The sequence below is a fragment of the Chelativorans alearensis genome, assembly GCF_010993735.1.
Lineage (GTDB): Bacteria > Pseudomonadota > Alphaproteobacteria > Rhizobiales > Rhizobiaceae > Chelativorans > Chelativorans alearense.
Genome location: NZ_WQNI01000022.1, coordinates 23,930 through 45,424, shown reverse-complemented (window position 1 = coordinate 45,424; position 21,495 = coordinate 23,930). Strand labels below are relative to the sequence as shown.

The following is a 21,495-nucleotide window of genomic DNA, read 5'->3' as shown; positions in this document are numbered from 1 at the left end:
AGGAATATGAGTGAGACGAGTGCTATCGCCGTCGACGTCGTCTCCGACGTCGTCTGCCCGTGGTGTTATGTCGGCCAGCGCAATCTGCAAGCCGCGCTCGATCGGCTGGAAGGCATCAGCGTATCGATCCGCTGGCGCCCCTATCAGCTCGACCCGACCATCCCGCCCGAAGGCCGCGACCGCCAGGATTACCTCATCAACAAATTCGGCGATCCGGCCCGCATCGAGGCCATGCACGACCGCCTGAGGGAAATCGGCGCGGCGGCCGGCATCGCCTTTGACTTCGAGGCGATAAAGGTCTCGCCCAACACGCTCGACGCCCACCGCCTCATCCGCTGGGCGGCGACCGCCGGCGAGGATGTGCAGAACCGCCTCGTGCGCCAGCTCTTCCGGCTCTATTTCGAGGAAGGAGCCAATGTCGGCGATCACGCGGTGCTTTTGGAGGCCGCGCGCCAGGCGGGCATGGACGCCGCGCTGGTGGAAACACTGCTCCCCACCCCCGCCGACCGCGCGGAAGTCGAATCCGAGATCGCTACCGCCTCCCGCATGGGCGTAACCGGCGTCCCCTGCTTCCTCCTCGAAGGCCGCTACGCCCTCATGGGCGCACAGCCGCCGGATACGCTGGCCGACGCGATCGGCAAGGTTTCCGAAGCCAAGGCGCGCGGTGAGCTGGATGCGGGGGAAAGCTAAGGCGAGCGTCCGCCAGCATCGCCAGCTACGCAGGGTTGCATTGTTTCGGCATGCCAGCTACCTACGGTCCATGAAGCTGAGCGGGAAGCAGGGATAGATGGGCACGGTCGAACTGCGGGTCGCCAAGGCGCGTCTGCCCGATACGGCGCGAGATGTCGTTCGCGTTCACAGGAAACACCGCAATGGCATAGGCCGCCACGACGTCGCCAAACTGTCGGCGAACGGCTATTCCTGCTACGTGTCGGTCCTGGGCGCGGAGGACGAGAACGTCATCGAGATGGATCTCGACACACGCCTCGACCTCGGCGTCATGTTCGATCAAACCTATGAATTCTCGCTGGCAAGGGCCGGAAAGCTGGGACAGTTTCGGTGGTATCTCGATTCGAATAGCCCGGCCGTCTGGATTCCCGCATGGCTGGCACTCTGGTCCGTCATCCTGGGCGCCATGGGAGCGGTTTTCGGCCTCGTGAGCCTTGTGCTCGTCCTTCTGGATTGAGGCATGGCGGGGATAAATTTCGACCATTTTTCCCGACAACCCATTGATTCCAAACAACCTGCAAACTTTTTTCGCGGAAAAATACGCCCCCCTCCCCAGCCTGCCCTTACAATCCTCCCCATCGCTCTTGCGGGAACCGGATGCGCACCGGGTGTTCGGGAGGGCGGCGGAGACCTCGCCCTGCGGTGCACCGGTGCCCGCAGGCCAGAGGGCCCGCGAAAGGCCGGCGGTGCCGGGAGCGTTGGGCGAGAGCCTGCGTTGCCGGCATTGCGGAGAAGCCGCTAGGGCTTTTGTTCGGCCCGGCTAAGACCACCCCGTAATTGGGTGCAGCCGGGAAGAACGGGAGCCCAAGTGACCGGCCGACCGTCGGGACAGCCTCCGGCGGGGCGCGTTGGACGCGCCTTAAAAAAAAATTGAGTGGCTCGGACAACGCGCCCCGCTTCCCACGTTCTTTGACATAGCCCGGCGGGCAAACCCCGCGCGGCAACGGATAAGCACGTCCTTCGTCAGGAAAGGCGTAACGCTCGCGCCTCCCCTCCCAGCAAGAGGGAGGGAAAGGGATGCTCAAGCCGCCTTCTTCTCCGCCAGTCGCACGAGCTGCGTCATGATCGTCGCCGCCCCGGCGAGCCGCTTTGCTGCCGTCGGCCAGTCGCGCACGAAGAGCACGCTCTGGTCCGGCCGGATCTTGGCTAGCTGCCCCTGCTCGCCGATGAAGCGCACCAGTTCGGTCGGCTCGGCGAAATTCTGGTTGCGGAAGGCGATGACCACGCCCTTCGGCCCGGCATCGAGCTTCTCCACATTGGCGCGCCGGCACAGCGCCTTGATGAAGACGATCTTCAGGAGGTGCTGCACCTCTTCGGGCAGCGGACCGAAGCGGTCGATCAGCTCGGCGCCAAAACCGTCGATCTCCTCCGGCGTCTCCAGTTCGCCGAGCCGCCGGTAGAGCCCGAGGCGAAGCTGCAGGTCGGGCACGTAGTGTTCGGGGATCATGACCGCTGTCCCAACGGTGATCTGCGGCGACCAGCCGGTGTCGGCCGCCTCGCCCGTGCCGCGTAGTTCGGCCACCGCTTCCTCCAGCATCTGCTGGTAGAGCTCGTAGCCCACCTCCTTGATGTGCCCCGACTGCTCCTCGCCCAGAAGGTTGCCGGCGCCGCGGATGTCGAGGTCGTGGCTGGCAAGCTGGAAACCGGCGCCCAGCGTGTCGAGCGACTGAAGCACCTTCAGCCGCCGTTCGGCCGTCGGCGTCAGGGTCTTGTTGGCCGGCAGCGTGAACAGCGCATAGGCGCGCACCTTGGAGCGGCCGACGCGGCCGCGAAGCTGATAGAGCTGCGCCAGGCCGAACATGTCGGAACGGTGAACGATCAGCGTGTTGGCGGTCGGGATGTCGAGCCCGGATTCGACGATGGTGGTCGACAGCAGCACGTCGTACTGCCCGTCGTAGAAGGCGTTCATGATGTCGTCGAGCTCGCCCGGCGCAAGCTGGCCATGGGCGGTCGCCACCTTCAGTTCCGGCACCTCGGCGGCCAGGAACTCGCGCACCTCCGCAAGGTCGGAAATGCGCGGCACCACGTAGAAGCTCTGCCCGCCGCGATAGCGTTCGCGCAAAAGCGTCTCGCGGATGACCAGCGGGTCGAAGGGCGAGATGAAGGTGCGCACGGCCATGCGGTCGACCGGCGGTGTGGCGATCAGCGAGAGTTCGCGCACCCCCGTCAACGCGAGCTGCAGGGTGCGCGGGATGGGCGTTGCCGACAGCGTCAGCACATGCACGTCCGACTTCAGCTCCTTCAGCCGCTCCTTGTGCTTGACGCCGAAATGCTGCTCCTCGTCGATGATGAGAAGGCCGAGGTTCTTGAAGCCGACCGAGGCGCCGAGCAGCGCGTGCGTGCCCACGACGATGTCCACCGTGCCGTCGGCAATGCCCTTCTTGGTCTCCGCCAGCTCCTTCGAGCCGACCAGCCGCGAGGCCTGCCGCACGCGCACCGGCAGCCCGGCGAAGCGTTCGCGGAAGGTCTTGTGGTGCTGGCGCGCCAAAAGCGTCGTCGGCACCACCACGGCCACCTGGAACCCCTCCATCGCGGCGATGAACGCCGCCCGCAGCGCCACCTCGGTCTTGCCGAAGCCGACATCGCCGCACACCAGCCGGTCCATCGGCCGTCCGGCGCTCAGGTCCTCCAGGATGGCATCGATGGCGCCCTGCTGATCGTCGGTCTCGTCATAGGGGAAACGGGCGGCGAACTCGCCGTAAAGCCCGTCGGGCGGCAGGAGTTTGGCGCCCGGCCGCATCTGCCGCTCGGCGGCAAGCTGGATGAGCTGGCCCGCCATCTCCAGCAGGCGCTTCTTGAGCTTCGCCTTGCGCGACTGCCAGGCGACACCGCCCAGCTTGTCGAGCACCGTTTCGGCCGCGTCGGAGCCATAGCGCGACAGAAGCTCGATGTTCTCCACCGGCAGGAACAGCCGGTCCTCGCCCGCATAGCGCAGTTCCAGGCACTCGTGCGGGGCGCCTGCCGCCTCTATGGTTCTGAGGCCGATGAAGCGGCCGATGCCGTGGTCGGCGTGGACGACGATGTCGCCCGCCGAAAGCGCGTTGACCTCGGAGATGAAGTCGGCCGCCTTCTTGCGGCGGGTGGAGCGCCGCACGAGGCGGTCACCCAGAATGTCTTGCTCGGCGACGACGGCGAAGCGCTGCGTCTCGAAGCCCGTCTCCAACGGCAGGACGCCAAGCCCCGCCTGCCCCTCGCGCAGCCCGGCGAGCCCGTTCAGGTTGTCGACGCGGACCACATTGCCCAGCCCGTGCTCGGCGAGGATCTGGCCGAGCCGCTCCGCCGAGCCCTCGCTCCAGCCGGCGATCAGCACATGCCTGCCCCCTGCCCTCAGGCCGCCGATGTGCTTGACCACATGGTCGAACACATTGGCGTTGGGGTCGGCGCGCTCCTCGGCGAAGTTGTGTCCGGCATGCGAGCCCGCATGCTTGACGATCCCGCTTCCCTCATCCGGGCTGGCAAACGGGGTGAGGCGGATAAGGCCGCGCGCTTCTGCCGCCTGCGCCACCTCCTCCGTGTCGAGGTAGAGCCGTTGCGGCTCCACCGGCTTATAGGGCACCGCCTCGCCAAGTCGCTCCCCCGAGGCCTGCCGCAGGCGCGCCTCGTAGTGGTCGAGGATCAGCGCATGGCGCTCGCCGAGCGCCTCCTTCGCCAGATGGTCGAAGACGACCGGCGCCTCCGGCAGATAGTCGAACAGGGTCTCCAGCCGGTCGTGGAAGAGCGGCAGCCAGTGCTCCATCCCGGCAAAGCGCCGGCCTTCCGAAACGGCGGCATAAAGCGCGTCGTCGCGCGAGGGCGCGCCGAAGGCCTCGATATAGTTGCGGCGGAAGCGGCTGATGGTCTCCGGCGTCAGCGTCACCTCGCTCATCGCCTGCAGCGACATGCCGCCCCGCTGCCCCGTGGTGCGCTGGCTCGCCACGTCGAAGGCGCGTACCGATTCCAGCGTATCGCCGAAGAAATCGAGCCTGAGCGCCTCCTCCCAGCCCGGCGCGAAGAGATCGAGGATGCCGCCGCGCACGGCAAACTGGCCGACATCGCGTACCGTCGGCACACGCTCGAAGCCGCCCTTTTCGAGCTGCCCGATCAGCACTTCCATGTCCACCTGGTTGCCGGGCCTGGCGCGAAGCCCCTGCGCCTTAATGTGCTCGGCCGGCGGCATGCGCTGCAGAAGCGCGTTGGCGCTGACCAGCACCACGGCGCGGTGCGGCTTTTGCCTGAGCGCGGCCATGGCCGCCAGCGCATCGAGCCGGCGCGCGGCGGTGTCCGTGCCTGGCGAGACGCGGTCATAGGGCAGGCAGTCCCAGGCCGGCAGCTCGAGAAGCGGCAGGCCGGGGGCGGCAAAGCGCAGCGCCTCGGCGACCGCCGGCAAGCGCTGCCCGTCGCGCAGCACGAAGACGAGCGGCCCTTCAGGCGCGATCTCGGCCGAAATCCGCGCCAGCGCGAAAGCTTCAAAGCCATCGGCAACGCCGTCGACGGTCACGGGACCGTTTCGGCCGCGGGCAACGCCGATGGGATCGATCAGGTCTGTCATTGTTCGCGCCGTATCAGGTGGTGGGCGGGACCGCGCAGGAGGCACGCAGCCGCGCGAAAAGGTCGGTGTCGTAAGGCGTGGGCACGGTCTTCTCCCCCGTCACCCAGGTGAGAAGCGTATTGTCCGGAACCTCCAGAAGCGCCTCGAACGCCTCAAGCTCGGCGTCCGACAGCGCGCCGATGTGCCGGTCGGCGAAGCCGCCCAGCACCAGGTCCATCTCGCGCATGCCGCGCCGCCATGCGCGAACGAGCGCGCGGCGCCTGCGTGGCTCGAGGTCGGCGCTGGAGCGGGTGGTTCCGGTCATCGTCGTGCCTTTCGGTCTGCGAGGCGCATATAGCGTGTGACAACGGCGCTGTCAGCCTTGCGCGGCTCCTTTTGTTCCATAAGCTGACATTCATGCGCCCCTCGCTTCTCGATCCGCTGTTTGCGCCGGCAACGAGCCTTGAAGGGGTCGGCGACAAGGTCGCCGGCCTCATCGCCAATGTCGTGCCGGCCGATCTTACCTCGCGCCCGTTGCGCGTCGGCGACCTGTTGTTCGTATTGCCGCATTCGCTCATCGACCGCACGAACAGGCCGGGCGTTGCTCTTGCGCCGCAGGGGGCGGTTGTCACGCTGGCGCTCACGGTCGATCGCCATCAGCCCGCCCCGCGCGGCAAGAAGAACGTGCCCTACCGCGTCTTCGCCTTCGACGACACGGGAGAGATCGCCCTCACCTTCTTCCACGCTCACCAGGCCTATCTGGAGCGGCAGCTTCCTGTAGGGGCGGAGGTGTTGGTCTCCGGCCGCATGGAATGGTTCAACGGCCGGCCTTCCATGGTCCACCCGGATTATATCGTGCCGGTGGCGGAGGCCGAGGCCCTGCCGCCGCTGGAGCCGGTCTACCCGCTCACGGCGGGACTGTCGGCCAAGGTCTTGCGCCGCGCCATTGGCAGAGCGCTTGCCCGCCTGCCGGACCTACCGGAATGGCAGGACCCGTCGCTGCGGGAGCGCCTCGGCCTGCCCTCGCTCGGTGCGGCGCTGGAGACCCTGCACAACCCGCAACGCATCGACGACATCTCGCCCGAGGGCGCGCCCTGGCGCCGCATCGCCTACGACGAGTTCCTGGCCAGCCAGCTCTCGCTGGCGCTTGTGCGTGCGCGCACGCACAAGCTCGCCGGCAGGCCGCTCACCGGCGACGGGGCGATCACCGCGCGCATCAAGGCTGCCCTGCCCTATACGCTCACCCCGTCCCAGGAACAGGCCGTCGCCGACATCCATGCCGATCTGGCGCGCGAGCAGCGCATGCTGCGTCTGCTTCAGGGCGACGTCGGCGCCGGCAAGACCGTGGTCGCCCTCATCGCCATGGCGCGGGCGGCCGAGGCCGGCGGCCAGTCGGCGCTGATGGCGCCGACGGAGCTGCTCGCCCGCCAGCATTTTGCGACCATCACGCCGCTGGCCGAGGCGGCGGGGCTGAAGGCCGCGCTCCTGACCGGCCGCGAGAAGGGCCGCGAGAGGCAGGCCGTGCTCGACGGCCTTGCCTCGGGCGAGATCGCCTTCGTCGTCGGCACGCATGCGCTGTTCCAGGAAACGGTGCACTTCCGCGACCTCGTATTGGTGGTGATCGACGAGCAGCACCGCTTCGGCGTCCACCAGCGGCTCGCCATCAGCGCCAAGGGAGACGCGCCGGACATGCTGGTGATGACGGCGACCCCCATCCCGCGCACGCTGGTTCTTTCGGCCTTCGGCGACATGGACGTCTCCCGCCTCACGGAAAAACCCGCCGGCCGCAAACCCATCCGCACGGTTACCATGCCGACGGACCGGCTGGACGAACTCATCGAGCGATTGCGGAGCGCCATCGCGGAGGGTCAGAAGGTCTATTGGATATGCCCGTTGGTGGAAGAGTCCGAGGCTGTGGAGCTCACTTCCGCCGAGGACCGCTTCACGGCCCTGAAGCGCGCCTTTGGCGAGGCGATCGGCCTCGTCCACGGCCGCTTGGGAGCGCGTGAGAAGGACGAGGCCATGCGCGCCTTCAAGGAAGGCGACACGCGCATTCTCGTCGGCACCACGGTGGTCGAGGTGGGTGTCGACGTGCCCGACGCCACCATCATCGTCATCGAGCACGCCGAACGCTTTGGCCTCGCACAGCTTCATCAGCTGCGCGGCCGCGTCGGGCGCGGTGAAAAGCCGTCCTCCTGCGTGCTCCTCTACAAGCCGCCGCTCAGCGAAACCGCAAAGCGCCGGCTCGCCATCCTGCGGGAGACGGAGGACGGCTTTCTCATTGCCGAGGAAGATCTGCGGTTGCGCGGCGAAGGCGACCTTCTGGGCACCCGGCAGTCTGGCTCCCCAGGTTTCCAGGTGGCGCGGCTGGAGTTTCATGCCGAGCTTCTGGCGACAGCGCGCGACGATGCGCGGCTGGTGCTTTCGCGCGATCCGGAGCTGGATTCAGAGCGCGGCAAGGCGCTGCGGGTGCTGCTCTATCTTTTCGGCAAGGACGAGGCGGTGCGCCTCTTGCGTGCCGGCTGAGCGGCCAGCGCCTCCTCGGCCAGCGCCTTGGTCTGCGCCTGGTATTCGGGGGCGACGAGACCGGCCGAGATCACCAGCTTCGCGCCGTCCTCAACCGACATCTCCAATTCGATGATGTCGTCCTTCGGCACGTAGAGAAGATAGCCGGAGGTGGGATTGGGCGTCGTCGGCAGGAAAACGGCGATGGTCGGGCTGTCGTCGCCATTGGTGAGGTGCCGCACCTCGCCGCGCGCCTCCGTTGCGACGAACACCAGCGCCCATAGACCCTTGCGCGGATATTCGACGAGGCCGACCTTCTTGAAGGTCTGGGCGCGCTCGGAAAACACCGTTTCCAGGATCTGCTTCAACGCCCGGTAGATGTTGCGCACGAGCGGCATTCGGCCGAGGAAATATTCTCCGTAGGAGACGATGGTGCGGCCGATGATGTTGGCGGTCAGGAAACCGACCAGCGTGATGAGCGCCAAGGCGACAACCAGCCCGAAGCCCGGCACGGCAAAGGGCAGATAGTTGTCGGGATTGTAGCGGGCGGGGATAAGAGGCTTCACCCAGGAATCCACCCAGCCGACGAAGGACCAGGCGAGATACGCCGTGATCGCCAGCGGCGCGGTGACGACGAAGCCCGTCAAAAAATAGTTGCGCACGCGGGTAATCACCGGGCAGGACCTCGAACGACGAGTGATTGGAAAGGAAGGCGCGGCACTGGCGAAGACTAGCCGAGGAAGACTACGTTCGTCCAGACGGATTGCGCTACCTACTCCACGGTCACCGACTTGGCAAGGTTGCGCGGCTGGTCGACATCCGTGCCCATGGCGACGGCAGTGTGGTAGGCCAGCATCTGCACGGGCAGCGCATAGACGATCGGCGCGATAAGCTCCGGCACCGTCGGCATGATGATGGTCTCAAAACTGTCGAGGGAGGCGCGGGCCGCCCCCTCCTCGTCCGTGATCAGGACGATGCGCCCGCCACGCGCGGCCACCTCCTGCATATTGGAAACCGTCTTCTCGAAGATGCGGTCGCACGGAGCGACGACGATCACCGGCATCTGCTTGTCGATAAGGGCGATCGGCCCGTGCTTCAGTTCGCCCGCCGCATAGCCTTCGGCGTGGATGTAGGAGAGCTCCTTGAGCTTCAGTGCCCCCTCCATGGCCAACGGGTAGTTGGTATCGCGGCCGAGATAAAGCACATGGCGCACCTGCGAGAGCTCGCGCGCCACCTTCTCGACACGGTCTTCGAGCTTGAGCGCCTGCGCGGCGTAGCGCGGCGTTTCCGACAGCGCACGTATGAGGCTCCCGGCCCCCTCCGGCGAAAGCGTTCCCCGCTCCAGCCCCGCACGCACGGCAAGGGCGGCGAAGATGGAAAGCTGGCAGGTGAAGGCCTTGGTCGAGGCGACGCCGATCTCCGGCCCGGCAAGGGTCGGGAAAATACCGTCGCTCTCGCGCGCCATGGTGGAATCGCGCACATTGACGATCGTCGCGATCGGCACGCCCTCCTTCCGGCAATAGCGCAGCGAGGCCAGCGTGTCGGCGGTTTCGCCCGACTGAGAGACAAAAAGCGCCGCACTCGCTTTCGACAGCGGCATTTCGCGGTAGCGGAACTCGGAGGCGATGTCGATGTCCACCGGCAGGCGCGCGTAGCGCTCGAACCAGTATTTGCCGACGAGACCGGCGAGATAAGCCGTGCCGCAGGCCGAGATGGCCAGACGGTCGATCCTGGCGAAGTCGATGGGCGTGTCGAAGGCCTTTACCCCGCCACCGGCGAAATCCAGGTAATGCGCCAGCGTGTGCGCGATCACCTCCGGCTGCTCATGGATTTCCTTCTCCATGAAGTGGCGGTGGTTGCCCTTGTCGACCAGAAGGTTTGTGCCGATCGACTGCTGGCGCAGGCGTTCGACCTTGCTGCCGGACATGTCGAAGATTTCCATGCCGGAGCGCCGCACCACCACCCAGTCGCCGTCTTCCAGATAGGTGATGGAATCGGTGAAAGGCGCGAGTGCTATGGCATCGGAGCCGAGATACATCTCGCCCTCGCCATGACCGACGGCCAGCGGCGGGCCGTTGCGCGCGCCGACAATCAGATCCTCATCGCCGCGGAACATGATGGCGAGAGCAAAGGCGCCATTAAGACGCTTCAAGGCGGCAAAGGCGGCCTCTTGCGGGCTGCCTCCCCGCCGCATCTCGCGCGCTACCAGGTGTGCGACTACCTCCGTGTCGGTCTGGGAGGTGAAGTGAAAGCCTTCGGCCTCGAGCTCAGCGCGCAATTCGGCGAAATTCTCGATGATGCCGTTGTGGACGATCGCGACGTCCTCGGAGAAATGCGGGTGGGCGTTGGTCTCGTTGGGAACGCCATGGGTGGCCCAGCGCGTGTGGCCGATGCCGATCAGGCCGCCGAGCGGCTCCCCGTGAAGCAGCTTCTCCAGGTTGACCAGCTTGCCTTCCGCCCGCCTGCGGTCGAGCCGGCCGTCCTCTATGGTCGCTACGCCCGCCGAATCGTAGCCGCGATATTCCAGCCGCTTCAGCGCATCAACGATCAGGGGCGCGACCGGCGTGTGCCCCACGATGCCAACGATTCCACACATTTCTTCCCCGCCTCCTCTTGCGGACGCGTTTGTGTCCTTGATGCCCCGCCATCGGCCGTTATCCGGCTCTATACAGCGCTACCGCGTTGCCCGCATCATCCAAAAGCAATTATGGTTTCATGCCTTCATCGCTAGAGCTATTCAAGGTCGGCGATCTCCCCGGCTTCGCCGCTGACGCGCTGGGACAGCGAAGCTTTCATGAACCCGTCGAGGTCGCCATCGAGCACCTCCTGCGGATTGGTGCTTTCCGTGCCGGTGCGCAGGTCCTTCACGAGTTGGTAGGGCTGCAGCACATAAGAGCGGATCTGGTGGCCCCAGCCGATCTCGCTCTTGGAAGCCTCGGTGGCGCTCGCTGCCTCCTCGCGCCTTTTCAACTCCTCCTCGTAAAGGCGCGCGCGCAGCATATCCCAGGCGGTGGCCCGGTTCTTGTGCTGCGAGCGCTCCTTCTGGCACTGCACCACGATGCCGGTAGGCAGGTGTGTGATGCGGACGGCCGAATCGGTGGTGTTGACATGCTGCCCGCCGGCGCCCGAGGCGCGGTAGGTGTCGATGCGTACGTCGGATTCGGAAACGTCGATCTCGATCGATTCGTCGATCATCGGATAGACCCACACGCTGGCGAAGGAGGTGTGGCGGCGGGCGTTGCTGTCGAAGGGCGAGATGCGCACCAGGCGGTGCACACCCGATTCCGTCTTCAGCCAGCCATAGGCATTGCGGCCCTTCACCAGGATGGTGGCGGACTTGATACCCGCTTCCTCGCCCCCGTGGACCTCCAGGACCTCGACCTTCATTTTCCGGCGCTCAGCCCAGCGCGTGTACATGCGCAGAAGCATCGACGCCCAGTCCTGGCTTTCCGTGCCGCCGGCGCCGGCATGCACTTCCAGATAGGTGTCGTTGCCGTCCGCCTCGCCGGAAAGAAGCGTCTCCATCTGCCGCGCCGAGATTTCCCCGCGCAGCGAGCGGATGGCCGTTTCCGCTTCTTCAACGATCGCCTGGTCGCCCTCTTCCTCGCCGAGCTCAATCAGCTCGATATTGTCGTCAAGCGATTGCGACAACCCATTGATAGCGTTGATGTTTTCTTCTAGGGACTGGCGTTCGCGCATCAGCTTCTGGGCTTCCTGCGGATCGTTCCACAGGTCGGCTTCCTCGGCGCGCGTGTTGAGATAGTCGAGCCTCTTTACCGCCTCGTCCCAGTCAAAGATACCTCCTCAGCAGGCTTATGGCCTGCCTGATTTCGTCGACCAGATTTGCCGTTTCGGTACGCATGTTTCTTCTTTCCTGGAAGTGATCTTTGAATCGCGGCGGAACTTATGGGCGCGGACGCGGCCTGTAAAGCGCCGCCGGCAGCACGCTTCGAACGTACCGCCGCCTGGCGCCGCCGTGCAATCTCACGGTCTTTCTGTCAGAAGAGCCCGCCCGCCCCTGTGTTGATGGCGCGGTTGGCCTGGGGAGACGTGGTTCTGGCGGGGCCGCCCATGCCTTCCATGTCGATCACCCAGTAGGTATCGGCGGGACCGGTGCCCGGCTTGAAGGCTTCCATGATGACGCCCGGTTGGCCGGCCTGGGCGCGCATGCCGGTCTTGCGGTCGATGGGAATGAGCTTCATGCCTTCGGGAACGCGGAATTCCACCTTGCGGGCATCCTTGAGCGCGGAGGCCATGAACTCCTTGAAGATCGGCGCGGCCAAGCCGCCGCCGGTCGAGCCCTTGCCCATCGGGGTGGGGTTGTCGTAGCCCATGAAGACGCCGACCACGAGATCGGGAGTGAAGCCGATGAACCAGGCGTCCTTCTCGTCATTGGTGGTGCCGGTCTTGCCGGCCATGGGGTAGCCGAGCTCGGAGACGGTCGTCGCCGTGCCGCGCGTGACCACGCCTTCCATCATGGAGGTGATCTGGTAGGCCGTCATGGGATCGAGCACCTGCTCGCGGTTGTCGGCAAGTTCCGGCTCGGCCTGCCCGTCCCACGTCTCGGCATCGCAGCCGTCGCACTCGCGGCGGTCATGCTGGTAGACGGTCTTGCCGTAACGGTCCTGAATGCGGTCGATCAGCGACGGCTCGATATATTTGCCGCCGTTGGCCATCACCGCATAGGCCGAGACCATACGCATCACCGTGGTCTCGCCGGAGCCGAGCGACATGGCCAGATGCTGCGGCATCTTATCGTAGAGGCCGAAGCGCTCGGCATATTCGGCCACCAGGCCCATGCCCATGTCATTGGCCAGCCGCACCGTCATCAGGTTGCGCGAGCGCTCGATGCCAGCGCGCAGGGTCGACGGCCCGGCGAACTTGCCGCCGTAGTTCTTCGGTTCCCAGACCTCGTTGCCGATCTGGATGGTGATCGGCGCGTCGAGCACCACCGAGGCCGGCGTATAGCCATTGTCGAGCGCGGCGGCATAGATGATCGGCTTGAAGGCGGAGCCCGGCTGGCGCTGCGCCTGGGTGGCGCGATTGAACTCCGATGCCGCGAAGGAGAAGCCGCCGGCCAAGGCCAGCACGCGGCCGGTATGCGGATCCATTGCAACAACCGCGCCGCCGATCTCCGGGACCTGCCGCAGGTTCCAGCCCGGCTCGTCCCCGCCCTTCGGCTCGACATAGACGACATCGCCGGGTTGCAACACTTCGGCCGGCGAATTCGCCTTGACCCGCGTGCCGTCCACCACGTGGCGCAGCGCCCACGTCATGTCCTCGAGCGCGATCATGGCGGTCTCGCGCTCCTTGGAGAGTGCGCCGGAAACCTCGCGGCCCGGCTTCAGGCCAACCGTTACCGCGCTGTCGGAAGCCTCGAGCACCACGGCCAGGCGCCATTCGGGGACGTCGCTCAGCGATTTCATCTCGCCCAGGGGCGCGCCCCAGTCGCCGGAGATGTCGATATGGTCGACCGGGCCGCGGAAGCCGCGCAGCGTGTCGTAACGCATAAGGCCGTTCTGCAGCGCCTTGCGCGCATAAAGCTGGAGCTCGGGGTCGAGCGTCGTGCGTACGGAAAGGCCTCCCTCGTAGAGCGCGTCCTCGCCGTATCGAGCGATGATCTCGCGCCGCACTTCTTCGGTGAAGTAGTCAGCGGCGAAGAGATAGCTGCCGCGCTGGCGCGGCTTGACGTCAAGGTCCGTTGCCTTGGCTTTCTCCGCCTCCTCGGCGGTGATGTAGCCGTTCTCCCGCATCTGGTCGATCACCCAGTTCCGGCGCTCGATGGCGCGCTCCGTGTGGCGGAAGGGGTGATAGTTGGATGGTCCCTTGGGCAGCGCGGCGAGATAGGCCGCCTCGGCAATGGTCAGCTCGCTGACCGACTTGTCGTAGTAGGTGAGCGCGGCGCCGGCGATGCCATAGGAGCCGAGGCCGAGGAATATCTCGTTCAGATAAAGCTCGAAAATACGGTCCTTGGAGTACGCTTGCTCGATGCGGAAAGCGAGAATCATCTCGCGGATCTTGCGCTCGACGGTCTGGTCCGACGTCAGAAGGAAATTCTTGGCCACCTGCTGGGTGATGGTCGAGGCGCCGACGGGGCGCCGCCCCGAGCCGATATTCTGGATATTGGTGGCGATGGCGCGCGTAAGGCCGATCGGGTCGATGCCGGGATGCGTGTAGAAATTCTTGTCCTCGGCCGAAAGGAAGGCCGCCTTCACCCGGTCGGGAACGGCCTGGATGGGCAGATAAAGGCGCCGCTCACGGGCAAACTCCGCCATCAGCGCGCCGTCGGACGAATGGATCCGCGTCGTGACCGGCGGCTCGTAACGCGCCAGCACCTCGTAGTCGGGAAGGTCCTTGGTGATGTCGCCCACGTAGATGGCGACGCCGGCCGCCGCCAGCAGCGCCAGAACCACGCCGATGCCGAAGAAATATCCTAGAAGACGTACCATGCCCGCTCCAGTGTGGCCGAATTGGTCCGACCCAAACACCTCCACCCCTGCAATGACAGCGCCACTGTTTCGGAGAGGAAAAATATCACCATTTTCTCGTTTCTGCCCACCTCTTGTGGGTAAAATTAGGCGACTGCAAAATCAAAACGCCGGTTCTCGGCAAAAAAGCAGCCGGCGTGGTGTCTTTGCCACGCTTGCGCCGCGTCCGCTACCCTCCCGCATTGGCTTTGACCGCGGCAAAGACGGCGACCGCGTCGACGATGTTGGCCGCAGCCCTGGCGCGCCAGTCCGCGTCGCGCATCTGCTCTTCTTCCTTCGGATTGGTCAGATAACCGAGCTCCAGGAGCACCGAAGGCACGTCCGGTGCGCGCAGGACGCGGAACCCGGCCGAACGCAACGGATTGTTGACCAGGTTGACCGTGTCCGTCAGCTCTCCGATCAGCGAGCGGGCGAAGTGTATGGAGAAAGCATGCGTCTCGCGCCGAATGAGGTCGGCGAGGATGTCGGTAACGTCGTCCTTTTCCTCCTTCACGACGATGCCGGCGAGCGCGTCCGAAAAATTCTCGCGCGCCGCCGTTGCCGCCGCTTCCGCATCCGAGGCCTTGTCCGACAGGGTGTAGACGGTGGCGCCGCCGAAGCCGCGCAGCCGGATCGAATCGGCGTGGATGGAAATCAGGAGATCGGCATCGTTCTCGCGGGCAATGCGCACCCGCTCGTCGAGGCGCAGGAAGATGTCCGTGTCGCGCGTTAAAACGACGTTGTACTCCCCCGTCTCCTCCAGCTTGTTCTTGAGCTCCAGGCCGAAGGCCAGCGTGATCGTTTTCTCCAGGGTGCCGTTGGCGCCGTTGGCGCCGGCGTCGATGCCGCCGTGCCCCGGGTCGATAGCAACGGTGAAGCGGTCGTCGTCACCTCGCGGTCTGGGTGTGCCGGCGGCCGTACCGGCATCGGGTGCGGCGGTGATTCGCTCGCGCATCGCCGTCTCGAAGGCTTTCTCCGACGCCGAGACAAGGTCGACGATAAGCCGGTAGCCATGCGAGGTTTCGTTCTCGAGCACGGCGAGATTGTCGAGCAGGAACGGGCCTTCCAGAGTGAAGATCATGCGCGAGTGACCGTCGGCCATCTTGCCGTAGCGCACTTTGGCCACGAGGCCGCGCGGGGCAAGCTCGGCCTCGTCGATGGCGAATTTCGTCTCCGGCAGGTCGACAACAAGCCGGTGCGGGGCGCGCAGGAGGAACCAGTTGACGTCCGGCTTGCGGTCGAAGTGCATCACGACGCGCGTGCGCTGCTGGTCGCCCGCCATCTTGTAGTCGTAGGCGCTGAAGGGCTGCTGATCTTCCTCTGCCGCCGCCGAATCGGCCAGCGCAAAGGCGGCGAAAAGCGCCAGCGCGAGGCGCATCAGCAGCCACATAGGTGGCAACTTGGCCCCGCCGCCCTTATATGACGGGAAGCGGAGCCATCCGATCCGCCCTGCGTTCTGCCGGTTCGACACGCGCACTCCTGCCCTTGATCGCGGTTGCCAGGGCGCGGTTACCCCAACCTTTCGACCGCTTCAAGGCAACGTCGGCATGATCTTCCGACGAAGGAATCAGGGTTGCCATGGTTCGTGTCAAATCATAAAAGCGGCATTGAACCGTCACAGTGCTTGTCTCCGGATGCCGTCTGGCACTGGAGGCGCGGGCTCCCGGCAAATGCTTCGGAAGCCGACGCGACGCGGGCGAAGGCGATGGTTCAAAAGGATTTCTTCAAGGTGTTTGCGGCGATGCCGAAACCCTTAACGTGAGGAAAACGGCCGGGACGAGATCCTGCGCCGGCTCTTGAAACAGAGCAAAGTAGCGGGTCCGATAGTCGGACCCTGGTTGAAACGGTGCTGCCAGGCAAAGCGATGGCTTTAAGCGCACTCAGGAATTGTCCCCGAATCTCCCGCAGCGAGGATGCGGCGGCCGGGCTTCCTGTCGCTTCGAGGCCAGGGCCGGCAGCCCTCAAATTATCCGGCATGACAATCCGATGCGGCGCGGCACCAAGGCATTACCCTCCCGCCCGGCAACCGGATCGTGCCGGGGAGACAAGACTTTATGCCCAACAACAAGATGCTGATCGACGCCTCCCATCAGGAGGAAACGCGCGTCGTCGTCGTACGCGGTAGCCGTATCGAAGAGTTCGATTTCGAATCACAGGACAAGAAGCAGCTTCGAGGAAATATCTATCTGGCGCGGGTGACCCGCGTCGAACCCTCACTTCAGGCCGCGTTCGTTGAATATGGCGGAAACCGCCACGGCTTCCTCGCTTTCAGCGAGATACATCCCGACTACTACCAGATTCCGGTTGCTGACCGGCAGGCGCTGCTGAAGGCGGAGGCCGACGAGGCCAAGGCCGACGACGAAGCCGAGGAAAAGGAAGCGCAGGCTTCCAGCGGTCGCGGCAAGAAACGCCGCCGCAGTGGCCGTCGCGGCACCAAGGCGGAGGCGCAGGACAATGGGCCTGCCTCAGCGGAAGAAGTGGAAGCTGCCGCCGACGTTCCGGCCCAGGCCGAAGCCGTGCAGGGCGAAGCGATCTCGGAAGAGGTGCCGCCGTCCACCAACGGCCACGACGAAGCGAACGAAGACGAGGAGGTCGACACGGTCGGCGCCGAGGACGCGATCGACGAGGCGCAGAACCGCCGGCGCCCGGTGCGCCGGAATTACAAGATCCAGGAAGTCATCAAGCGGCGGCAGATATTGCTGGTGCAGGTGGTCAAGGAAGAGCGCGGCAACAAGGGAGCGGCACTCACCACCTATCTGTCGCTGGCCGGCCGCTATTCGGTGCTGATGCCCAATACGGCACGCGGCGGCGGTATCTCGCGCAAGATCACTAATGCGCAGGACCGCAAGCGGCTGAAGGACGTGGTGAAGAACCTCGAGGTGCCGGAGGGCATGGGCGTCATCCTGCGCACCGCCGGCGCCAACCGCACCAAGGCGGAGGTCAAGCGCGATTACGACTATCTCATGCGCCTTTGGGAAAAGGTGCGCAGCCTGACGCTGGAGTCCATCGCCCCTGCCCTCGTCTACGAGGAGGGAAGCCTCATCAAGCGCTCCGTGCGCGACCTTTATAACAAGGACATCGACGAGATCCTGGTTTCCGGCGAGGAGGGCTATCGCGAGGCCAAGGACTTCATGCGCATGCTGATGCCGAGCCACGCCAAGGTGGTGCAGCCCTATCGCGACACAATCCCCATCTTCGCCCGCAACGGCATCGAGGGGCAGCTCGACAAGATGCTGCAGCCCCAGGTGACGCTGAAATCCGGTGGCTACGTCATCATCAACCAGACCGAAGCGCTGGTCGCCATCGACGTCAACTCGGGCCGCTCCACCAAGGAGCACTCCATCGAAGACACCGCGCTGCAGACGAATCTGGAAGCCGCCGAAGAGGTGGCGCGCCAGCTGCGCCTGCGCGACCTTGCGGGCCTCATCGTCATCGACTTCATCGACATGGAGGAGAACCGCAACAACCGCGCGGTGGAAAAACGCCTCAAGGAGTGCCTGAAGAACGACCGCGCCCGCATTCAGGTGGGCCGAATCTCCCATTTCGGCCTCCTGGAAATGTCGCGCCAGCGCATCCGGGCCAGCGTGCTGGAAAGCACCATGCAGCCCTGCCCGCACTGCGGCGGCACCGGCCATGTGCGATCCGAATCCTCGGTCGCGCTTCTGGTGGTGCGCTCCATCGAGGAGTATCTCCTGAAGGACGCGCGCAACGACATCACCGTGCGCACGCCCTCTTCCACGGCGCTCTACCTTCTCAACCACAAGCGTTCCAACCTGATCGAGCTGGAAAACCGCTTCGGCGTAACGATCACCGTCGAGACCGATGAGGAACTGGGCGGCCAGCACTACGCGATCGTCAAGGGACAGACCGCCACGCGCCCGATCCTGCCGGACCTGAACGTTGTGCAGCCTCCAGTTCTGGAGCCTGAGGACGTGGACTTGGAGGAGGAGAGCGAGGAGCCCGAAGAGGCCGAAGAACAGCCCTCCGCCGCCAGCGAGGAAGGCGATGCGCCGGCGCGCAAGCGCAAACGCAGGCGCCGGCGGCGTGGCGGCCGCGACCGCGGCGGTGAACAGCCGGCTGCCGAGACAGCTGCGGAGGCGAGCACAAGCGCGGAGCCGGAGGAAACTCCGGATGGCGCGGTGCAAGAGCCGACGGACGAGGACGGCGAAGGGGAGCGCAAGAAGCGGCACCGCGGCAAACGAGGCGGACGCCGCCGCCGCGAAGCGCAGGAACCCGGTGAAGCGGCGGCCGAGGAAGCCGACACAGCACCGGCCGAAACCGCTGCCGAACCCGTGGAAGTTGAGCCCAGCGCCGTCGCCGCCGCGGCTTCCCCACAAGCCGAGGTAAGCGAGGCGGTGGCCGAGGAGAAGCCTGCCAAGAAGCCGCGCCAGCGTCGCACCAAGCAGAAGGTGGAGGACGAAGCGGAGACGGTACCGGCTGCCGAACCTACCCCGCAGGCGGATACCGCCGCAGCGGCTCCCGAGGCCAACGGCCAGGTCGATGCCGAGGAACCGGCCAAGAAACCCCGCCGTTCCCGCCGCAAGGCCGCCGAGCCATCCGAGGAGAGCCAGGAGCCGGTGGTATCCTCGACGGAAGAGACGGGTAAGGACGCGCCCCGCAAGACGGGGTGGTGGCAGCGCAGGAGCTTCTTCTAGTGGTGCGATCCTGACGGATGGTACCATCCGTCAGGGAAAATCGCCCCACCGGATCAATAGCTTGTGGGCTGACTTTCCCAAACAGATGGGCACCATCCGTTTGGGGCAGACCGACAGGCGCCTGCAGATGAGGCAGCCAGGGATAAAACCCTGGCTGTTTTGTTTCCGCCGATCGCGTATGGTGTCTTCCGGTGACGGTTCGCCTCATCGGCCGCCGGGTGGATGAGCGGATGCCGTCGTATCACGGAATCACAAGCGCTTGATTGCGCTTTTTGCGCCTTTTCCTTGCCACGAAGCTCGATTACCAGTCCCCGCCATGTCGACCACGTCCAGCCTCGTTCGTTTCTTCCGGGTCGTTACCGCCTCGCTTGCCATTGCCGGCTTTCTGGCGGCAACGTCGGCAGCCTATGCGCAGCGCAATGTGCCTATCGTGCGCGACGCGGAGATCGAGGCGCTGGTGGCCGAATATGCCGCACCGATCCTTCAGGCGGCGGGGCTCAGCGGTTCGGGCATCGAGATCGTCCTGGTCAACGACCACAACTTCAACGCCTTCGTCGCCGGGCGGCGCATCTTCATTCACACGGGTGCGCTGCTGGCGGCGGAGACGCCCAACGAGATCATCGGCGTGATCGCCCACGAGGCCGGCCACATAGCCGGCGGACACCAGCATCGGCTGCGCGAGCAGATCGCCCGCGCCCAGACGATGGCCGTGGTCGCCGCTCTCCTGGGCGTCGGCGCCGGGGTGGCCGGAGCGGCGAGCGACGCCGGCGGCCTGGCGCAGGCCGGCACCGGGCTTGCACTCGGCGGCGCGGAAGCGGCCCGCCGCAGCCTCATGGGCTACCAGCGCACCGAGGAGGCCACCGCCGACCGCTCCGCTCTCGACTACCTGGAGGCGACGGGACAGTCGGGCCGCGGCATGCTGAAGACCTTCGAACGGATGGCCGGTAACCTGGCGCTTTCGGGCGTCAACGTCGATCCTTACCAGATCAGCCACCCCATGCCGCGCGACCGCATCGCGAACCTGCAGACACTGGTCGAGCAAAGCCGCTACCGCGACCGTGCGGATCCCCCTGCCGTCACCCTGCGCCACAACCTGATGCGGGCGAAGATCGCCGCCTACACCGCCGGCCCGAATGCGGCGCCGCGGCTTTTCCGCAACGACCCGCGCGGCCTGCCGATGCTTTATGCGGAGGCCACATCGAGCTTCCTAAACGGCAACCCGCGCGATGCCCTTACCAAGATCGACCGCCTGATCGCCGCCCAGCCCGGCAATTCCTATTTCCATGAGCTGCGCGGCGAAATCCTCATCAAGGCGAACCAGCCGCGCGAGGCGGCCAACGCGTATGCCAGGGCCATCAACCTGTCTCCCTCGCCGTCCGGTCTTCTGCAGGTGGGCTACGGCCAGGCGCTGTTGGCCACGGGCGAGCCCGACTTGATGCGCCAGGCCGCCACCCAGCTGAAGGCAGGGCTGTCGCGCGAACCCGAATACGTCAACGGCTACCGCTTCCTCGCCCAGGCCTACGGCCAGACGGGCGATATCGGCGCGGCGGAGCTTGCCTCGGCCGAAGGGAACTTCCATGCCGGCAATTACCGCGAGGCCAAGATCTTTGCCGCGCGCGCGCAGATGAAGCTGCAACGCGGCTCGCCGGACTGGCTGCGCGCCCAGGATATCATCGATTACCGTGCAACCGGCGAAAGGTGAGCGTTTGACCTTCTCCGCCCGCACCGCCCCCTCGAACAGCCCGCGAAGGAACGTTCCATGAGAAAGACTGTTTTCGCCGCCGCACTGTCGGCCCTTGCGGCTTCCGGGTTGGCGCTGGACGCGGCGCGGGCAGAGGAGAATCCCCAGGCTGGCTTTTCCCGGTCCGAGATCGAGGGCATCGTGCGCGAATACCTGCTCTCCAACCCGGAGATCATGTACGAAGTACAGGCGGCGCTGGAGGAGAAGCAGCGCCGGGAGCAGGCGGCGAACAGCCAGAAGGTACTCGCCGAAGCCTCGGACCAGATCTTCAACAGCCCCCATGACGGCGTTGTCGGCAACCCCGAGGGCGATGTCACGGTCGTCGAATTCTTCGATTACAACTGCGGCTTCTGCAAGCGGGCGCTGAGCGACATGGAGACGCTCGTGGAGAAGGACGGCAACCTGCGCTTCGTGCTCAAGGAATTCCCCATTCTGGGGCCGGACTCGCAAAAGGCGCACGTGGTCTCCATGGCCTTCCGGGCGCTGATGCCGGAGAAATATGGAGAGTTCCATACCCGGCTGCTGGGCAGCAGCGGCCGCGCGACGGAAGAAAGCGCGATGAAGATCGCGCTCGAACTCGGCGCGGACGAGGCGGCGCTGCGCGAGGAGATGAAAAACCCCGAGATCGTCGAGGCCTTCAACACCACCTACGAACTCGCCAACAAGCTTCAGATCACCGGCACGCCTTCCTATGTCGTCGGCCAGGAGGTCGTGTTCGGCGCGCTTGGCGGGGAGGTGCTGAGCGAGAAGATCGAAACCGCGCGGCAATAACCCCGGTACCGCAACGACCGCCTTCCCTTTGTGGACAGCCGCAGAAGCGGCTTGCGGTCTTTCCGGCGTGGCTTAAGCCGACTATAGAGGGCGGCGGCATACACATGCCGGGGGAAACGT

Annotated in this window: 13 protein-coding genes; 6 read left to right on the top strand and 7 right to left on the bottom strand. The window is 65.5% G+C overall.

Annotated features, from left to right (window positions below):
- Positions 1 to 6: 6 nt before the first annotated feature.
- Together GPJ75_RS25390 and GPJ75_RS25385 are read left to right on the top strand one after the other, a co-directional pair.
- Positions 7 to 690 carry a DsbA family oxidoreductase gene (locus GPJ75_RS25390; protein WP_163272671.1) on the top strand — a complete coding sequence of 228 codons (684 nt, stop codon included), beginning with the start codon at positions 7 to 9 and terminating at the stop codon, positions 688 to 690.
- A gap of 97 nt (positions 691 to 787) precedes the next feature.
- Positions 788 to 1,186, top strand: coding sequence for a hypothetical protein (locus GPJ75_RS25385; RefSeq protein ID WP_163272669.1), 399 nt, complete (start codon positions 788 to 790; stop codon positions 1,184 to 1,186).
- Positions 1,187 to 1,750: 564 nt separating this feature from the next.
- Here GPJ75_RS25385 and mfd read toward each other — a convergent pair.
- The gene (mfd, locus tag GPJ75_RS25380; protein WP_163272667.1) at positions 1,751 to 5,257 is read right to left on the bottom strand and encodes a transcription-repair coupling factor; all 3,507 of its coding nucleotides are present in this window, start codon (positions 5,255 to 5,257) and stop codon (positions 1,751 to 1,753) included.
- 13 nt (positions 5,258 to 5,270) lie between these two features.
- Positions 5,271 to 5,561, bottom strand: coding sequence for an FAD assembly factor SdhE (locus GPJ75_RS25375; RefSeq protein ID WP_163272665.1), 291 nt, complete (start codon positions 5,559 to 5,561; stop codon positions 5,271 to 5,273).
- Between the two features lie 92 nt (positions 5,562 to 5,653).
- Here GPJ75_RS25375 and recG point away from each other — a divergent pair, with 92 nt between their 5' ends.
- Positions 5,654 to 7,762: an ATP-dependent DNA helicase RecG gene (gene recG, locus GPJ75_RS25370; protein ID WP_163272663.1), complete on the top strand. Its 2,109-nt coding sequence runs from the start codon at positions 5,654 to 5,656 to the stop codon at positions 7,760 to 7,762.
- On the opposite strand, the gene GPJ75_RS25365 is transcribed toward recG, so the two are convergent.
- The 5 genes from GPJ75_RS25365 to GPJ75_RS25345 form a co-directional block, all read right to left on the bottom strand.
- A complete protein-coding gene (locus tag GPJ75_RS25365) occupies positions 7,714 to 8,412 on the bottom strand; it encodes a DUF502 domain-containing protein (protein WP_163272774.1) in 699 nt (232 codons plus the stop codon). The genes recG and GPJ75_RS25365 overlap by 49 nt on opposite strands.
- Before the next feature lie 101 nt (positions 8,413 to 8,513).
- A complete protein-coding gene (glmS, locus tag GPJ75_RS25360; RefSeq protein WP_163272661.1) occupies positions 8,514 to 10,337 on the bottom strand; it encodes a glutamine--fructose-6-phosphate transaminase (isomerizing) in 1,824 nt (607 codons plus the stop codon).
- Positions 10,338 to 10,474: 137 nt separating this feature from the next.
- A protein-coding gene (prfB, locus tag GPJ75_RS25355; RefSeq protein WP_163272659.1) for a peptide chain release factor 2 occupies positions 10,475 to 11,603 on the bottom strand; the annotation gives its coding sequence in 2 pieces (ribosomal slippage) (positions 10,475 to 11,536 and positions 11,538 to 11,603; 1,128 coding nt in all).
- A 136-nt stretch (positions 11,604 to 11,739) separates the two neighbouring features.
- Positions 11,740 to 14,190, bottom strand: a complete 2,451-nt coding sequence (locus GPJ75_RS25350; protein ID WP_163272657.1) for a penicillin-binding protein 1A — start codon at positions 14,188 to 14,190, stop codon at positions 11,740 to 11,742.
- 208 nt (positions 14,191 to 14,398) lie between these two features.
- The gene (locus GPJ75_RS25345; RefSeq protein WP_246249279.1) at positions 14,399 to 15,598 is read right to left on the bottom strand and encodes an N-acetylmuramoyl-L-alanine amidase; all 1,200 of its coding nucleotides are present in this window, start codon (positions 15,596 to 15,598) and stop codon (positions 14,399 to 14,401) included.
- A gap of 664 nt (positions 15,599 to 16,262) precedes the next feature.
- Here GPJ75_RS25345 and GPJ75_RS25340 point away from each other — a divergent pair.
- The 3 genes from GPJ75_RS25340 to GPJ75_RS25330 all read left to right on the top strand — a co-directional run bounded on the left by GPJ75_RS25340 (position 16,263) and on the right by GPJ75_RS25330 (position 21,375).
- Positions 16,263 to 18,863 (top strand): Rne/Rng family ribonuclease, encoded by a 2,601-nt coding sequence (locus GPJ75_RS25340; RefSeq protein ID WP_163272654.1) that lies wholly within the window; start codon positions 16,263 to 16,265, stop codon positions 18,861 to 18,863.
- A 316-nt stretch (positions 18,864 to 19,179) separates the two neighbouring features.
- Positions 19,180 to 20,565, top strand: coding sequence for a M48 family metalloprotease (locus GPJ75_RS25335; protein ID WP_163272652.1), 1,386 nt, complete (start codon positions 19,180 to 19,182; stop codon positions 20,563 to 20,565).
- Positions 20,566 to 20,622: 57 nt separating this feature from the next.
- On the top strand, positions 20,623 to 21,375 hold the full coding sequence (locus tag GPJ75_RS25330; RefSeq protein WP_163272650.1) for a DsbA family protein: 753 nt from the start codon (positions 20,623 to 20,625) through the stop codon (positions 21,373 to 21,375).
- Positions 21,376 to 21,495 lie beyond the last annotated feature (120 nt).

Coding starts and splice junctions, on each gene's coding strand:
- GPJ75_RS25330 (WP_163272650.1), top strand. CDS start 20,623: ATGAGAAAGACTGTTTTCGCCGCCGCACTGTCGGCCCTTGCGGCTTCC.
- glmS (WP_163272661.1), bottom strand. CDS start 10,337: ATGTGTGGAATCGTTGGCATCGTGGGGCACACGCCGGTCGCGCCCCTG.
- GPJ75_RS25375 (WP_163272665.1), bottom strand. CDS start 5,561: ATGACCGGAACCACCCGCTCCAGCGCCGACCTCGAGCCACGCAGGCGC.
- recG (WP_163272663.1), top strand. CDS start 5,654: ATGCGCCCCTCGCTTCTCGATCCGCTGTTTGCGCCGGCAACGAGCCTT.
- GPJ75_RS25390 (WP_163272671.1), top strand. CDS start 7: ATGAGTGAGACGAGTGCTATCGCCGTCGACGTCGTCTCCGACGTCGTC.
- GPJ75_RS25340 (WP_163272654.1), top strand. CDS start 16,263: ATGCCCAACAACAAGATGCTGATCGACGCCTCCCATCAGGAGGAAACG.
- mfd (WP_163272667.1), bottom strand. CDS start 5,257: ATGACAGACCTGATCGATCCCATCGGCGTTGCCCGCGGCCGAAACGGT.
- GPJ75_RS25350 (WP_163272657.1), bottom strand. CDS start 14,190: ATGGTACGTCTTCTAGGATATTTCTTCGGCATCGGCGTGGTTCTGGCG.
- GPJ75_RS25385 (WP_163272669.1), top strand. CDS start 788: ATGGGCACGGTCGAACTGCGGGTCGCCAAGGCGCGTCTGCCCGATACG.
- GPJ75_RS25335 (WP_163272652.1), top strand. CDS start 19,180: ATGTCGACCACGTCCAGCCTCGTTCGTTTCTTCCGGGTCGTTACCGCC.
- GPJ75_RS25345 (WP_246249279.1), bottom strand. CDS start 15,598: ATGTGGCTGCTGATGCGCCTCGCGCTGGCGCTTTTCGCCGCCTTTGCG.